At 53.2% G+C, this 15,281-nt stretch carries 13 protein-coding genes; 5 read left to right on the forward strand and 8 right to left on the reverse strand.

What is annotated here, in order from left to right:
- Window positions 1–38: 38 nt before the first annotated feature.
- Entirely contained in the window at window positions 39–1,418 is a 1,380-nt protein-coding gene (gene ygjG, locus HVZ39_RS03010) for a putrescine aminotransferase (protein WP_181633209.1), read from the reverse strand.
- 430 nt (window positions 1,419–1,848) lie between these two features.
- Between ygjG and HVZ39_RS03015 the strand changes: the two genes are divergently transcribed.
- Window positions 1,849–3,369 carry a PAS domain-containing methyl-accepting chemotaxis protein gene (locus tag HVZ39_RS03015; protein WP_016154592.1) on the forward strand — a complete coding sequence of 507 codons (1,521 nt, stop codon included), beginning with the start codon at window positions 1,849–1,851 and terminating at the stop codon, window positions 3,367–3,369.
- 53 nt (window positions 3,370–3,422) lie between these two features.
- Here HVZ39_RS03015 and HVZ39_RS03020 read toward each other — a convergent pair whose 3' ends face one another.
- Complete coding sequence (locus HVZ39_RS03020; protein ID WP_161623113.1) at window positions 3,423–4,097, reverse strand: PadR family transcriptional regulator; 675 nt, start codon at window positions 4,095–4,097, stop codon at window positions 3,423–3,425.
- Between the two features lie 235 nt (window positions 4,098–4,332).
- Here HVZ39_RS03020 and HVZ39_RS03025 point away from each other — a divergent pair, with 235 nt between their 5' ends.
- The gene (locus tag HVZ39_RS03025) at window positions 4,333–5,106 is read left to right on the forward strand and encodes a siderophore-interacting protein (RefSeq protein WP_049040510.1); all 774 of its coding nucleotides are present in this window, start codon (window positions 4,333–4,335) and stop codon (window positions 5,104–5,106) included.
- Here HVZ39_RS03025 and HVZ39_RS03030 read toward each other — a convergent pair whose 3' ends face one another.
- Window positions 5,107–5,955: a helix-turn-helix transcriptional regulator gene (locus HVZ39_RS03030; RefSeq protein WP_181633210.1), complete on the reverse strand. Its 849-nt coding sequence runs from the start codon at window positions 5,953–5,955 to the stop codon at window positions 5,107–5,109.
- Between the two features lie 67 nt (window positions 5,956–6,022).
- Between HVZ39_RS03030 and cfa the strand changes: the two genes are divergently transcribed.
- Window positions 6,023–7,177 carry a cyclopropane fatty acyl phospholipid synthase gene (cfa, locus tag HVZ39_RS03035; RefSeq protein ID WP_019077741.1) on the forward strand — a complete coding sequence of 385 codons (1,155 nt, stop codon included), beginning with the start codon at window positions 6,023–6,025 and terminating at the stop codon, window positions 7,175–7,177.
- A 65-nt stretch (window positions 7,178–7,242) separates the two neighbouring features.
- Here cfa and HVZ39_RS03040 read toward each other — a convergent pair whose 3' ends face one another.
- Window positions 7,243–8,901: a glycerone kinase gene (locus tag HVZ39_RS03040; RefSeq protein ID WP_181633211.1), complete on the reverse strand. Its 1,659-nt coding sequence runs from the start codon at window positions 8,899–8,901 to the stop codon at window positions 7,243–7,245.
- 563 nt (window positions 8,902–9,464) lie between these two features.
- Here HVZ39_RS03040 and HVZ39_RS03045 point away from each other — a divergent pair.
- Both HVZ39_RS03045 and dhaR read left to right on the forward strand, forming a co-directional pair.
- Entirely contained in the window at window positions 9,465–10,562 is a 1,098-nt protein-coding gene (locus HVZ39_RS03045) for a glycerol dehydrogenase (protein WP_016154586.1), read from the forward strand.
- A 92-nt stretch (window positions 10,563–10,654) separates the two neighbouring features.
- Window positions 10,655–12,580, forward strand: coding sequence for a dihydroxyacetone kinase operon transcriptional regulator DhaR (gene dhaR, locus HVZ39_RS03050; RefSeq protein WP_016154585.1), 1,926 nt, complete (start codon window positions 10,655–10,657; stop codon window positions 12,578–12,580).
- On the opposite strand, the gene HVZ39_RS03055 is transcribed toward dhaR, so the two are convergent.
- Genes HVZ39_RS03055 through HVZ39_RS03070 form a run of 4 tightly spaced genes read right to left on the reverse strand, consistent with a single transcriptional unit; the run spans window position 12,558 to window position 15,073 of the window.
- A complete protein-coding gene (locus HVZ39_RS03055; RefSeq protein WP_181633212.1) occupies window positions 12,558–13,088 on the reverse strand; it encodes a cob(I)yrinic acid a,c-diamide adenosyltransferase in 531 nt (176 codons plus the stop codon). The two genes, dhaR and HVZ39_RS03055, sit on opposite strands and share 23 nt — an antisense overlap.
- Window positions 13,089–13,442, reverse strand: coding sequence for a glycerol dehydratase reactivase beta/small subunit family protein (locus tag HVZ39_RS03060; protein ID WP_149382539.1), 354 nt, complete (start codon window positions 13,440–13,442; stop codon window positions 13,089–13,091).
- A gap of 16 nt (window positions 13,443–13,458) precedes the next feature.
- Window positions 13,459–14,622: a 1,3-propanediol dehydrogenase gene (dhaT, locus tag HVZ39_RS03065; RefSeq protein ID WP_181547319.1), complete on the reverse strand. Its 1,164-nt coding sequence runs from the start codon at window positions 14,620–14,622 to the stop codon at window positions 13,459–13,461.
- A gap of 22 nt (window positions 14,623–14,644) precedes the next feature.
- The gene (locus HVZ39_RS03070) at window positions 14,645–15,073 is read right to left on the reverse strand and encodes a heme-binding protein (protein ID WP_181633213.1); all 429 of its coding nucleotides are present in this window, start codon (window positions 15,071–15,073) and stop codon (window positions 14,645–14,647) included.
- Window positions 15,074–15,281 lie beyond the last annotated feature (208 nt).

The raw sequence follows: 15,281 nt of genomic DNA on the forward strand, positions 1-15,281 counted from the left end.
CCCGTAAGCCTGAGATGCGCAGCGCCATCCGACCTGTATTACACCTGCTCCACGCTCACCCGTAATGCTGTCAGGGCTTTGCGTGTCGATCGCAATACCAGATCGCATTGCTCGATCGTTAACGTTAACGGCGGTTCGATACGGATCGTCTTTGCATTGTTTAGCGTGCCGGCAACCAGTACCCGCTGGCGGAACATCTCACTGGCAAAGTTGTAGCCGATTTCATTATCGACAAACTCAATTGCCATCAGCATGCCTTTACCGCGTACATCATGCACCAGGTCTGGGTACTCCCGCGCAAGCTGGCGGAAACCATCCAGCAACATATCGCCTTTCTGCTCCGCCTGAGCCGGTAAATTTTGCTCCAGCAGGACGTTAATGGTGGCTAACGCAGCCGCACAAGCGAGCGGGTTGCCGCCAAACGTGGTGGTATGCAAGAAGGGATTATCGAACAGGACGGAAAACACCTCTTCAGTGGCAATAGTTGCGCCAATTGGCATCACGCCGCCGCCCAGCGCTTTGGCCAGACACATAATGTCGGGCTGCACGTTTTCGTGCTCGCAGGCGAACATTTTGCCGGTACGACCCATGCCGGTCTGCACTTCATCAAGGATCATCAGCGCGCCAAACTCATCGCAAAGTTTACGCACGGCGGGCAAATACCCTTGCGGTGGCAGGATCACGCCCCCTTCACCCTGGATAGGTTCGAGGATCACGGCTGCGACGTCGTCACCGGTCTTTTTACACTCGCTAAGCATGGTGCGCATCGCGTTAATATCGCCAAACGGCACATGGCGGAAACCCGGCAGCAGCGGCATAAAGGGTTTGCGGAAGGTTGATTTAGCCGTGGCGGACAGTGCTCCCAGTGATTTGCCGTGGAATGCGCCACTGGTGGCAATGAACGTAAATTTACCGCGCGGCGATTGATACGCTTTCGCCAGCTTCAGAGCGGCTTCAACCGACTCGGTCCCGCTGTTACAGAAAAAACTGTATTTCAGTTTACCTGGCGCCAGCGCGGCGAGGGTTTTTGCCAGCATAGCCCGCAGAGGGTCAAGTAACTCCTGGCTGTGCAGAGGTTGTTTCGCGAGTTGATTCTGTACGGCGGAAACCACGACTGGATTACGGTGCCCCACGTTGAAAATTCCAAATCCACCCAGGCAATCGACGAACTCCTGCCCCTGGGTGTCGACAAGCGTATTCAGGCTTCCCGCTTGCCACTCTACGGCTCCGTAATCCCCGCCTGCAGTTACAGATTTTCGATACTCTAAGAACCCCGGATTGACATGCTCCTTGAAGTATTCAATCACCTCTCGGTTTAATGATTTCATTTCCTCATGATCAAGCGTGCGCTTTTCGATGAGATTCAGTGCGTGTGCGCTGCAGGCCAGGGCCGATGCGCTGGAAGGTAACCTGTTCAAAATATGCTCCCGGAGCTCGCGTATCACATGATACTGATTTAAGTATTGCAGTGATTGCGCCATTCCGGCGCGCTTAGCAAAAATCGGGATAAACACCAGGAAACATCTCATTCACGCAACATTTAATGCTGATGTTTAACATTTGCTGGCATTTTGCCCAGGTTAAGACCGCGAAAACAGATCGGAAAAGCACTTTTCTGCGCTAAAAGTGAGCAATATTTGCACTGTGACGGTGCGTTGGTAGAAGTGTAGTTGAATAGTTACTGGATGAAAGTATTTTAAATCAATGGATTAGAATACGTACAGATTTTGAGGTTTAATCGCAAATTGCGATCTAAATCAAATTTAACAACTAAAGATAAAAAAATTATCGCCGAAATAACATAAGCCGAAAGAGTTAACAACCAGATAACCTGCACAGGACGCAATCATGTCTTCTCATCCCTACGTTAGTCAGCAAAATACACCGCTGGATGATGATATCACCCTCATGTCGACCACCGATTTACAAAGCTATATCACCCACGCGAACGATACCTTTGTCCAGGTCAGTGGCTATCAACTGAATGAATTGCTCGATAAGCCGCACAATCTGGTTCGTCATCCGGATATGCCAAAAGCGGCGTTTGCGGATATGTGGTACACCCTGAAACAGGGCGAGCCATGGAGCGGGATTGTGAAAAACCGGCGTAAGAATGGCGATCACTACTGGGTAAGGGCCAATGCGGTGCCGATGGTACGGGAAGGTCGTGTCACCGGATATATGTCGATTCGTACCCGGGCCACTGACGAGGAGATTGCGGCGGTAGAGCCTTTATATAAAGCGCTGAATGAAGGGCGTTGCAACCGACGTATCCATAAAGGACTGGTGGTACGCAAAGGCTGGCTGGGTAAACTCCCGGCGCTGCCGATTCGCTGGCGAGTGCGCAGCGTAATGGCAATTATGTTTATCGTACTGGCGGCCGCATTGCAGCAAATGGGCGCCGAATGGCCGTTACTGCTGATAAGCGCGCTGGTGATGATGCTAGGAACGGCTATTTTCGAATGGCAGATTGTGCGTCCTATTGAGAATGTCGCTCGTCAGGCGCTAAAAGTGGCGACCGGTGAACGAAACAGCGTGTCGCATCTTAACCGCAGTGATGAACTGGGTCTGATGCTGCGAGCGGTGGGGCAACTGGGGCTAATGTGCCGTTGGCTCATCCATGATGTCTCCAGTCAGGTGAGCTGTGTGCGCAGCGACAGCGAAACGCTGGCGAAGGGCAGCGATGATTTAAACAAGCATACGCAGCAGACCGTAGAGAACGTGCAGGAAACGGTGACCACCATGAATCAGATGGCGGCATCGGTGAAGCAAAACTCAGAGACCGCCGCCGCGGCCGACAAGCTCTCCATTGCAGCCAGCAGCGCGGCGACGCACGGCGGCGAGGCGATGGATACCGTCATCAAAACTATGGATGATATCGCCAACAGCACCCAGCGGATCGGCACCATTACCACGCTGATTAACGATATTGCTTTCCAGACTAATATTCTGGCCCTGAACGCCGCTGTTGAAGCCGCACGGGCGGGTGAGCAGGGGAAAGGGTTCGCCGTGGTGGCGGGAGAAGTGCGTCATCTTGCCAGCCGCAGCGCCAGTGCAGCCAATGATATCCGCAAGCTGATTGATGCCAGCGCCGATAAGGTGCAGTCCGGATCCGACCAGGTTCACGCCGCAGGGCGCACGATGGATGATATTGTGGCGCAGGTGCAAAACGTGACGCAGTTGATCGCCCAAATCAGTCACTCAACGCTGGAACAGTCAGATGGTCTTTCGAGCCTGACTCGCGCAGTGAATGAATTAAGCAACATTACGCAGAAAAACGCCGAACTGGTTGAAGAGAGCGCCCAGATTTCCGCGATGGTGAAACATCGCGCTGGTCGTCTGGAAGATGCGGTTACGGTGCTGCATTAATATTAACGATAAAGGCGGAACGCAGGGTGAACGCGTTCCGCCTGCTCTGTAGATTAATCCAGTTGAGTAATATCCAGCGCAGCGCGATCGATAATACCGATGATTTTTTTGATCTGTGCATCGCTGGTATCACCATGATTGACCCGTAGGTCCAGCACGGCTTTGAAGTTCTCCAGCGCGCGTTTCATCTGCGGGTTCTTGCGTAATTCAAAACCCACGCAGCGGGCTTTAATACGTTCGTGGATATGTTCCAGATGCTCACGGTTTTCATCCAGCCACTGCTGGCCCTGGGTTGTGATCGCAATCTGTTTACGCCCACCTTCCTCGTCGCTGATAGTGATCAGCTCTTGATCCTGCAAGAAATCCAGCGTCGGATAGACGACGCCCGGGCTCGGGGTATAGTTGCCCTGAGTCAGGGTTTCAATCGCTTTAATCAGCTCATAGCCGTGGCTGGCGTCGCGGGTCAGGATATCCAGAATGACCAGGCGTAATTCTCCGTGACCGAAGAAGCGCTGGCGACGACCGCCGCCGCGACCGTGGCGGTGTCCACAACCCTGTTCGTGGTGATGTTCTTTGTTGCAGCCTTCATGGCGATGTTCTTCACCTTTGCAGCAACCTGCATGGTGTTCGTTGTGGCGGCCTTCGTGGTGATGCCCTTCACCCTTGCAGCAGCCTTCGTGTTGGTGCTCTGTATGCTTGCAGCAACCTTCATGATGGTTTTGCATCATCGTCTCCTGATGTGTTTTAGATATATCTAATTTATATCTAAATATCATTTTTGCGCAAGGCTATAAAATATTTTTTATTTAACTTTATGATTTTTATCTTTTTTTAAAGGTATGTGTTAGCCGTTTAGTCAGAAAGCGACTATATCAAAAAAGTGCTTGCAATCTTTCTGATTAGCAATCATTATCATTTAAAAATTAAATTAGATATATCGTATTATCTTCCGAAGGCGAAAAAATGACAAAAAACACCTCACGCTACCCGCAGCGCGTTCGCAATGAACTGCGTTTTCGGGAACTTACCGTCCTGCGCGTCGAACGTATTAGCGCGGGCTTTCAGCGCATTGTACTGGGCGGTGACGCTCTGGATGGTTTTAGCTCACACGGCTTTGACGACCATACCAAGGTCTTTTTCCCTGAACCGGGCAGCCACTTTGTGCCGCCGGTTGTCACCGATGAAGGTATTGTCTGGGCTGACGGCGTGCGTCCGATATCCCGTGATTACACGCCGTTGTATGACGAAGCACGCCATGAGCTGGCACTGGATTTCTATATTCATGACGGTGGCGTGGCAAGTACGTGGGCGATGAATGCCCGCGAGGGTGACAAGCTGACGGTAGGCGGACCGCGCGGTTCTTTGGTGGTGCCAGAGGACTATGCGTATCAGGTTTACGTGTGTGATGAATCGGGAATGCCTGCGCTGCGCCGACGCCTGGAGTCGCTCAGCCGTTTAGCGGTACGTCCGAACGTCACGGCGCTGGTAAGCGTGCAGGATGCCGCGTACCAGGACTATTTTGCCCATCTCGACGGATTTACTATTCAGTGGTTTATCGGCCATGACGAACAGGCGGTGAATGAACACTTATCGCAGCTAAGCGTGCCCGCAGATGATTACTACATCTGGATTACCGGCGAAGGTAAGGTGGTCAAAAACCTGAGTGCTCGCTTTGAAACCGAGGCGTTCGATCAGCAACTTGTTCGCGCAGCGGCTTACTGGCATCAGCGTCGTTAATCAGTAATTAGATGGCGGCACGCCAAACGCCTGGCGGAATGCGTAGCTAAATGCCGCGGTGCTTGAATACCCTACGTCGAGCGCCACGGCGGTCACGCTTTTATTTTTCTTCAGCATTAATACGGATTCCAGAATACGCATTTTTTGCTTCCAGACGCTGAAAGGCAATCCGGTTTCTTTTTTGAAATGGCGTGAAAAGGTACGGGCAGACATACCCAGATGCTGCGCCCAGTATTCAACCGAATGCTCCAACGCCGGGGATTCTTGTATTGTTCGACAAACTTTGGTTAATTCGCGATCCTGCGGCCAGGGTAATACAAAAGCGACTTCCGGAAGCTGCAGAATAATGTCGACCAGGACGCTAACCAGCTTGCCCTCTTTTGACTGGCTATCATAATGGCCCGAAATTACATTCGTGGCGTAATGAATAAACTCTCTGGCGAAATCACTGATAGCCACCACTTTACATTCATTGATGCTCTCTTCAAGAAAGCTCGGTTTAATATCCAGATTCTCTAAATACACATCATCCAATGCCCAAACCGCATGCTCCGTATGATTCGGGATCCAGATGCCATAATGCGCCGGGATTATCCAGCACTTGCCGGCAACATCAATACGCATACTGCCTTTGCGGGCGAAATGAAACTGCATAAAAGAGTGTGAATGCTGTGGAACATGATGATTGGCTTCCAGGACATAAGAGCGAAAGTAAACATCCTGCGGCAGTTCCGTCATGGAGTTATCCGGGAAGGAGTTCCACTGTTTTTGCACGAGAGTTTCCATAAATAGATCGTCAATGCTCCCGATGGTGTGTCCGCTGCTCGATAGATCTTGTCCGCGGATCATAATACATACACTCTTTTTTCCATAATAATCTTGCGTAAGAATTTTTAGCCCACTTTTGGTAAATACCATGAACTCGCTTTGTTCAGATGCTGTCATCGTCAATGAAACAAATGATAACTGGACCCGAATGGGAAAAGAGCTGCTTTCGCAAGCGGATATCAGGATTAATGGCTCCCGTGCCTGGGACATTCAACTTCATCATGCCGGTTTCTTTAAACGGGTATTGCAACAAGGCTCGTTAGGGCTTGGCGAAAGCTATATGGAAGGCTGGTGGGACTGCGAGCGGCTCGATATTCTGTTCTGCAAAATCCTGAAAGCAAAACTTGACCAGCAGATGCCGGGTAACCTGAAAGATATTTTACGTATTGCCAGCGCACGCCTGTTTAATTTGCAGTCGCGGAGCCGCGCGTGGATTGTCGGCAAAGAACATTATGATATTGGTAACGATCTCTTTGCGCTGATGCTTGATCCGCATATGCAATATTCCTGCGCTTACTGGAAAGACGCGACCACATTAGACGATGCGCAAAATGCTAAATTAAAAATGATCTGTGAGAAGCTACAACTTAAACCGGGTATGCGTTTACTCGATATTGGTTGTGGCTGGGGTGGGCTGGCGGAATATGCGGCGCGTCATTATGGCGTGGCGGTGGAAGGCGTCACCATTTCCAAAGAGCAGCAAAAAATGGCGCAGCAGCGCTGTGAAGGACTGGACGTTAAGATTCTGCTGCAGGATTATCGCGACCTCGATAAACACTACGATCGCATTGTCTCCGTGGGGATGTTTGAACATGTCGGGCCAAAAAACTACGACACTTATTTCAGCATCGCCGACCGTTGTTTAAAACCGGACGGACTGTTCCTGCTACATACCATTGGTAGCAATAAAAAAGGGATGAGCGTCGATCCGTGGATCAATAAATACATTTTCCCGAACGGCTGCTTACCGGCGATCTCCCATATTGCCGAAGCCAGCGAATCGCGGTTTGTTATGGAAGACTGGCATAACTTTGGCAGCGATTACGATAAAACGCTAATGGCGTGGCACGAGCGCTTTAATCAAGCATGGCCGGAGCTGTCATCACGTTATTCCGCCACCTTCAGAAGAATGTTTAACTACTATTTATGCGCCTGCGCCGGGGCTTTCCGCGCCAGAGATATTGAACTTTGGCAGGTGCTGTTTAGTCGCGGCGTAGAGGGTGGGATCCGCGTGTATCGTTAACGTGCTGCCTGATAAGCGAAGCGCCATCAGGCAGTAAATACCTGAGAAGCGCTCCTTGTTACATCTTAGCCCAGCTCACTCTCCGCTAGCGCTTTAAACACCATCGCTACGGCGTGCGCGCCGGGGTCCATGTTTCCGAGCAGGCTTTCGCTGCTCAGATACGATGCGCGACCCGCATTGGCTTTGCTCGACAAACAGGTTCGTTCGGCTCCCGCTTGCGCAGCGTCGAATGCGGCCTGCAGATTTTTCGGCTGTGTGAGCAGCGAGGTCAGGGCCGGTTGCAGCGCATCAATCATCGTGCGATCGCCTTCGTCTGCGCCGCCGTAGAACTTCATCTGCGCCAGCCCCGTATTTAGCGCTTCGACAACGTTAGCGCCCTGTTCCAGTTTCTGCCCGGCGGCGGTAAAGAAGATTGACATCAGCACACCGCTGGAACCGCCCATCACCACGGTCAGACGTTCGCCAATCAGCGCGAACAGCGTGGCAAGGTTATCCAGCGGCAGCTGCTGGCGATGCAGCAGGCTGGCAATTTCACGCGCGCCGGCGGCAAAGGTCGAACCGGTATCGCCATCGCCGACTTTGGCGTCCAGCGCATTCAGATGAGTCTCCAGATCGGAAAGGGTTGCGGTGACCAGCTCCACAACCCCGGCCACCAGGGCGTTTGCCGAAGGCTGGAATTCCACGCGGGCGCTACGCTGAGATGACGCTACGCAGCTGATTTCACGCGGTGGGACCGGCGTCGGCCAGTTGCTGGTTTCCACTTCGGTGAGCAGTGCTTTTTCGATGCTCTCTTCCAGCACGATGGCCGTCAGTGAGAAGCCTTTCATATCCAGCGCGGTGACCAGCGAGGCCGGGCCAATTAGCCAGTCGATACGCGAGTGCAGCGGGCTGCTGGCGAGTTCGCGGGTGATGATGGCCATTTCGGCCACGGAAACGCCGCCAAGGTTATTAATCATCACCGCCAGACGACCGGTTTCAGGCAGGGCGGCCAGCAGTTTATCCACCATCAGGTTCACCACTTGCGCACTGTTTTGGGTGTCGATAACCGATGCGCCTGGTTCGCCGTGAATGCCCATACCCAGCTCCGCATGACCCGGATGATGACGAGGGGCTGCGTCGGTTTCTTGCGGCAGATGACAGCTGGAAAGAGCTACGCCCAGGCTAAAGGTGTTGCTGGCTGCGTACTGCGCTTCACGCAGGACGGTGGCGAGGTTATAGCCGCGTTCGGCAAAATAGCCTGCGATTTTATGCACCAGGATAGTTCCCGCAATGCCACGTGGGTGTTTGTTATCCGGCAGGGAGATGTCGTCGCCGACAATCAGCATTTCAACGTTATAGCCAAGGCGACGCGCCTTCTCGGCGGCGAGACCGAAATTAAGACGGTCACCGGTGTAGTTTTTCACAATCAACAAACAGCCAGCCTCACCGGTCACCGCCTGAATGGCGGTCAGTACTGCATCCACGCTCGGGGAGGCGAAAACGTCGCCGCAGACCGCAGCGGTTAGCATGCCTTTACCGATAAACCCAACGTGCGCGGGTTCGTGTCCCGAACCGCCGCCGGAAATGACCGCTACGTTATTTTTATTTAGGTCACGACGGACCACGATGCGAATGGCCGGATCGCTTTCCAGACGCGCCAGGTTATTCCATGGGCTGGCGATAATCGCCCCGTCGATGACGTCGCTCACGAGATGGGTGCGTTGGTTAAAAAAGAATTGAGACATAACGGCTCCTCGAGGTTGAGTAAAAGACAAACCCCCGAATGTAGGATCATGGTGCGGAGGCAATGAAGGAGATTCTGGCGAAGTCAGCGCGGAAAAAAACAACGCTAAAATGAGTTTCATTACGGAACGCTGACGTTGTTTTTTGTTCCGAAATGAAACTTAAAAAGGCGGGGAATGATCATAATGCGAGCTCGCTCGACTTTTTTCTCCTGCGATCAGCGCCGCTCATACGGCGCAGCCAGCCTTTTTTTTGCCGGTTTTAATACAACTGCATGAGTAAAAGAGGAACTGAGCTTCGTGTTTGCCGGAGATTTGGGGGTAAATGTACGGATCGGGATCGCAAACCTTATCATTTTTGTGGATAAGCGTTCCAGAATGGAACGTGCGTCGTTTTTATCTGTTTCATATCAGAACAAAATGACGAAAGATTTTTTTGTTCACGCCTCGCCATACAGTTATTGCATCGCTCCGGTACCTCCTGTTTTTGCCGACAGCAACAGGCCAAACAGGTTAACGCCAGGGCTCACCATGTAAAAACATGTACTTATTTGAGGATGAAAGGAATGCTAAAAGTTATTCAATCTCCAGCCAAATATCTCCAGGGCCCTGACGCTTCCACCTTATTTGGTCAATACGCTAAAAATCTGGCGGACAGCTTTTTCGTGATTGCGGATGACTTCGTGATGAAGCTGGCGGGAGAGAAGGTACTCAATGGCCTGCACAGCCACGACATTAGCTGCCACGCGGAACGCTTCAACGGTGAATGCAGCCATATTGAAATTAATCGCCTGATTGCCATTCTGAAACAGCACGGTTGCCGCGGCGTGGTTGGGATTGGCGGCGGGAAAACGTTGGATACCGCCAAAGCGATTGGTTACTACCAGAAGCTACCGGTGGTGGTGATCCCGACTATCGCCTCTACCGATGCGCCAACCAGCGCGCTGTCCGTTATCTATACCGAAGCCGGTGAGTTTGAAGAGTATCTGATCTACCCGAAAAACCCGGATATGGTGGTGATGGACACCGCAATCATTGCCAAAGCGCCGGTACGCCTGCTGGTGGCCGGGATGGGCGATGCACTCTCAACCTGGTTTGAAGCGAAAGCCTGTTATGACGCCAGAGCGACCAGCATGGCGGGCGGACAGTCCACCGTAGCGGCGCTGAGCCTGGCGCGCCTGTGCTATGATACCCTGCTGGCGGAAGGCGAAAAGGCACGCTTTGCCGCGCAGGCTGGCGTGGTGACTGATGCGCTGGAGCGTATTGTCGAAGCGAACACTTACCTCAGCGGCATCGGCTTTGAAAGCAGCGGTCTTGCAGGGGCGCATGCTATCCACAACGGTTTTACGATTCTGGAAGAGTGCCACCATTTGTACCACGGTGAAAAAGTCGCCTTTGGTACGCTGGCGCAGCTGGTGCTGCAAAACAGCCCGATGGAAGAGATCGAAACCGTGCTGAATTTCTGTCAGAAAGTAGGCCTGCCGGTAACGTTAGCGGAAATGGGCGTGAAAGACGACATTGACGGCAAGATCATGGCCGTGGCCAAAGCGACCTGCGCAGAAGGTGAAACCATCCACAATATGCCGTTCCCGGTGACGCCTGAGAGCGTACATGCCGCGATACTGACGGCAGACCTGCTGGGACAGCAGTGGCTGGCGCGTTAATCAGTCGTCGGTAAGTTTTTATCCGGCATCTTCTTCCCCCTCTGACAGTCTCTGCCGGAGGGGTTGTCTATGGTAAAACAGCGGAAAGGGATATGACGACGCACACTCAGGACATTGGGAAGGAAGTCTCTTCGGTCATTGCCCAGTCATGGCATCGTTGCAGCAAGTTTATGCAGCGGGAAACCTGGCAGGCGCCGCATCAGGCGCAGGGCCTGACCTTTGAGTCGATCTGCCGTCGCAAAACGGCGCTGCTGACGATTGCTCAGGCCGCGCTGGAAGATGCCTGGGAGTTTATGGATGGCCGTCCGTGCGCGCTGTTAATTCTGGATGAATCAGCCTGTATTCTCAGCCGTTGCGGCGATCCGCAGACGGTGGAGCAACTGGCGGAGCTCGGTTTTCGCGACGGCAGTTACTGTGCGGAAAGCATTATTGGCAGCTGCGCGTTGTCGCTGGCGACGATGCCGGGGCAACCGACAAAAACCTCTGGCGATCAGCACTTTAAACAGGCGCTGCATCCGTGGTCGTTCTGCTCTACGCCGGTATTCGATAACCATGGTCGACTGTTTGGCTCCATCTCGTTGTGCTGTCTGGTAGAGCATGAGTGCGTTTCTGATTTATCCCTGACGCTGGCGATTGCCAGAGAAGTCGGCAACTCATTGCTGACTGACAGCCTGCTGGCTGAATCCAACCGCCATCTGAACCAGATGTACGGGCTGCTGGAGAGTATGGATGATGGCGTGATGGCCTGGAACGAACAGGGCGTATTGCAGTTCCTCAATGCGCGCGCGGCGCTGCTTTTGCATCTCGACGCGCAGGCCAGCCAGGGGAAGAATATTAATGACCTGCTCAATCTCCCCATGCTGCTGCGTCGGGCGATCAAACATGCCCGCGGCCTGAATCATGTCGAAGTCACCTTTGAAAGCCAGCACCAGTTTGTTGATGCCGTCATCACCCTGAAACCGATTGTTGAAGAGCAGGGCAACAGCTTTATCCTGCTGCTGCATCCGGTGGAGCAAATGCGTCAGCTGATGACCAGCCAGCTCGGCAAGGTGAGCCACACCTTTGAGCAGATGTCGACAGACGATCCAGAAACCCGACGTTTGATCCACTTTGGTCGTCAGGCGGCGAGGGGAAGTTTCCCGATCCTGCTGTGCGGGGAAGAGGGCGTCGGTAAAGAGCTACTGAGTCAGGCCATTCACAATGAAAGCGAACGCGCCAGCGGGCCGTATATCGCCGTGAACTGCCAGTTGTATGCCAACAGCGTACTGGGGCAGGATTTTATGGGCAGTGCGCCCACTGATGATGAAAACGGGCGGCTAAGCCGTCTTGAACTGGCGAACGGCGGCACGCTGTTTCTGGAAAAAATTGAATATCTGGCGCCGGAGTTACAATCCGCGCTGCTGCAGGTGATCAAGCAGGGCGTTTTAACCCGCCTGGATGCCCGGCGGCTGATTCCGGTGGATGTCAAAGTGATCGCCACCACCACGGTTGATCTCGCTAATCTGGTGGAGCAAAACCGCTTTAGCCGTCAGTTGTATTACGCGCTGCACTCTTTTGAGATCGTAATCCCGCCGCTGCGGGCGCGGCGTAACAGTATTCCATCGCTGATTTATACGCGGTTGAATAGCCTGAAAAAACGCTTTTCATCCAGCCTGAAGATCGACGACGACGCATTGGCACAACTGGTGGCCTATTCGTGGCCGGGTAATGATTTTGAGCTGAACAGCATTATTGAAAACATCGCCATCAGCAGCGATAACGGCCATATTCGGCTGAGCAATCTGCCGGATTATCTGTTTGCCGAACGCCCTGGTCTGGAGACGGCATCTTCACTGCTGCCCGCCAGCCTGACTTTTACCGCCATCGAGAAAGAGGCGATTATCCATGCCGCCCGCGTGACCAGTGGGCGTGTTCAGGAGATGTCGCAACTGCTGAATATTGGTCGCACCACCTTGTGGCGTAAGATGAAGCAGTACGACATTGATGCCAGCCAGTTTAAGCGCAAACATCTGGAGTAGTTTCTTCGATTCTGGCCATCGAGAACAGCGCATCCGACAGCCGGTTGATATAACGCCTGGCCTCATCGCGTAACGTCAGCGTTCTGCCCATCGCGATGAGGATCCGCTCCAGCCGACGCGTCAGGGTTCGCGCAACGTGCAGCTGTGCCGATGCCAGATTTTTCCCCGGAATAACAAACTCTTTGAGCGGGCCGCTTTGCGCCATATTGCGGTCAATAAGCTGCTCCAGCGCCTGAATATCCTCTTCGCCAATACGCTGTTTTAAGCGTGTGAGTCCTTTCTGATCGCTGGCGAGTTCCGCCCCCAGTACGAACAGCATCTTCTGCATAGCGTGCAATTCCTGGCGTAGCTCGGCATGGCGCGTGCTGGCATAGCAGACGCCAAGCTGGGAAATCAGTTCATCCACCGTGCCGTAGGCCTCAACGCGGATGTCGTCTTTATCGATACGGCTGCCGCCAAACAGCGCTGTCGTGCCGTTATCGCCGGTTCGGGTATAGATGCGGTACATTTATTTTATCTCGCTGAAGGGAAGAACTTTAACCAGTTGACCGGCATTGGCGCCGAGCGTGCGTATCTGTGCTGTCCCGGCGCGGGTATGCCCGCAGACCAGCGCCCGATCCTCGGGCAACTGGGCATGGGTTAAGGCAATATCACCGGTGGCGTTGAGACCGAGACCCACGCGCAGCGCCGAACTTTTGGCCGCCAGTTTGCCGAGCGCCAGCGCGCAGTCATGATCGTCGCAACAGTATGCCCGGCAGGGAACGCCTTGCTCTTCCAGTCCCCAGCACAGCTCATCAAGCACTCGAGTACCCTGCCAGCGTGAGTGATAAAACAGATGTACGCCCGGTGATGAAAGTGACATTGCGCCCCCTACGTTATCAGAATGCCTGACGGAAGATCTCGGCAATTTCTTTCTCGTTCCCTTTGCGCGGGTTTGAGAAGGCGTTGCCGTCCTTCAGCGCCATTTCCGCCATATACGGGAAATCGGCTTCTTTGACGCCCAGATCGCGCAGATGCTGCGGAATACCGATGTCGGCGGAGAGGCGGGCAATAGCATGAATGGCCAGCTCGGCGGCATCCATGGTAGAGAGTCCGTTAGTGTTTTCGCCCATAAACTCTGCGATGTCGGCAAATTTTTCCGGGTTAGCGATCAGGTTATAGCGTGCCACGTGCGGCAGCAGTACGGCATTCGCCACGCCGTGCGGCATGTCGTAAAGACCGCCAAGCTGATGCGCCATCGCGTGAACGTAGCCGAGGTTGGCGTTGTTGAAGGCCATACCCGCCAGCAGGGAGGCGTAGGCCATGTTCTCGCGAGCTTTCAGGTTGCTGCCCAGCGCCACGGCCTGGCGCAAGTTACGGGCGATCAGGCGGATCGCCTGGATAGCGGCAGCGTCGGTGACCGGGTTGGCATCTTTGGAAATGTAGGCTTCCACGGCGTGGGTCAGGGCGTCCATCCCGGTGGCCGCAGTCAGTGGGGCTGGCTTGCCGAGCATCAGCAGCGGATCGTTAATGGAGACCGACGGCAGGTTGCGCCAGCTGACAATCACAAACTTCACTTTGGTTTTGGTATTGGTCAGCACGCAGTGGCGGGTAACTTCGCTGGCGGTACCGGCGGTGGTATTCACCGCTACGATCGGCGGCAGCGGGTTGGTCAGGGTTTCAATTCCGGCATAGCTGTAGAGATCCCCTTCGTGAGTCGCGGCGATACCGATGCCTTTACCGCAGTCATGCGGGCTACCGCCGCCAACGGTAACGATGATGTCGCAATGCTCTTTCCGAAAGACCTCCAGGCCGTCGCGCACGTTGGTGTCTTTGGGGTTTGGCTCAACGCCGTCAAAAACCACGACGTCAATACCGGCTTCACGCAGATGCGTGAGGGTTTTATCTACCGCGCCGTCTTTAATTGCCCGCAGACCTTTATCAGTGACCAGCAGCGCTTTTTTACCGCCCAACAGTTTACAGCGTTCGCCGACCACGGAAATAGCATTGGGGCCAAAGAAGTTCACATTTGGCACCAGGTAATCAAACATACGATAGCTCATAATATACCTTCTTAGATTTAAATTATAATTCAGAGAAACAATTCAATGCGGTTTCTGCTAATAATCTGTCTTGTTCGACGGTACCGCCACTTACGCCAACGGCACCGATTACTTTGCCGTTTAATATGACAGGTAAACCGCCGCCAAAAATAACAATTCGTTGTTGATTGGTGAGCTGCAAGCCATATAGAGAGGCACCTGGTTGTACCGCATCGGTAATTTCATGGGTACCCTGTCGCAGGCAGCAGGCGGTATAAGCTTTATTAAGAGAGATATCACAGCTGGTGACAAACGCGTCGTCCATACGTTGCATTAGCAGCGTGTTCCCGCCGTGATCCACCACGGAAAAAACCACCGGAACGTTGATTTCAAGCGCTTTAGCCTCGACGGCCTGCGCCATTATCTTTGCAGCCGCCAGCGTAATGGTGGCGATTTGTTGGCTCTTATTCACAGTCTCTCCTGAAAAGGTTGTAGGGCTGAGGTCACGAAAATATCGCGCAACAGCTATTTTTATCATTGGCTTTATCTTATTTTCTCGCCCCGCGTTATTAAGTCAATAGGGTGGGGGTTTCAAAAATATTACGTTCAGTTTCCTGTTGTGGCGTTTATTGATAATGATCATTTAACCTCGTCACAATTCACGGCGAATATTCCTGAGC

This window comes from Citrobacter sp. RHB35-C21, from assembly GCF_013816515.1.
In the GTDB taxonomy this organism is placed as follows: domain Bacteria; phylum Pseudomonadota; class Gammaproteobacteria; order Enterobacterales; family Enterobacteriaceae; genus Citrobacter; species Citrobacter braakii.

What these genes read in the sequence shown, in the direction of transcription:
- HVZ39_RS03015 (WP_016154592.1), top strand. Translation starts at nt 1,849, where the DNA reads ATGTCTTCTCATCCCTACGTTAGTCAGCAAAATACACCGCTGGATGAT.
- HVZ39_RS03020 (WP_161623113.1), bottom strand. Translation starts at nt 4,097, where the DNA reads ATGATGCAAAACCATCATGAAGGTTGCTGCAAGCATACAGAGCACCAA.
- HVZ39_RS03025 (WP_049040510.1), top strand. Translation starts at nt 4,333, where the DNA reads ATGACAAAAAACACCTCACGCTACCCGCAGCGCGTTCGCAATGAACTG.
- HVZ39_RS03030 (WP_181633210.1), bottom strand. Translation starts at nt 5,955, where the DNA reads ATGATCCGCGGACAAGATCTATCGAGCAGCGGACACACCATCGGGAGC.
- cfa (WP_019077741.1), top strand. Translation starts at nt 6,023, where the DNA reads ATGAACTCGCTTTGTTCAGATGCTGTCATCGTCAATGAAACAAATGAT.
- HVZ39_RS03040 (WP_181633211.1), bottom strand. Translation starts at nt 8,901, where the DNA reads ATGTCTCAATTCTTTTTTAACCAACGCACCCATCTCGTGAGCGACGTC.
- HVZ39_RS03045 (WP_016154586.1), top strand. Translation starts at nt 9,465, where the DNA reads ATGCTAAAAGTTATTCAATCTCCAGCCAAATATCTCCAGGGCCCTGAC.
- dhaR (WP_016154585.1), top strand. Translation starts at nt 10,655, where the DNA reads ATGACGACGCACACTCAGGACATTGGGAAGGAAGTCTCTTCGGTCATT.
- HVZ39_RS03055 (WP_181633212.1), bottom strand. Translation starts at nt 13,088, where the DNA reads ATGTACCGCATCTATACCCGAACCGGCGATAACGGCACGACAGCGCTG.
- HVZ39_RS03060 (WP_149382539.1), bottom strand. Translation starts at nt 13,442, where the DNA reads ATGTCACTTTCATCACCGGGCGTACATCTGTTTTATCACTCACGCTGG.
- dhaT (WP_181547319.1), bottom strand. Translation starts at nt 14,622, where the DNA reads ATGAGCTATCGTATGTTTGATTACCTGGTGCCAAATGTGAACTTCTTT.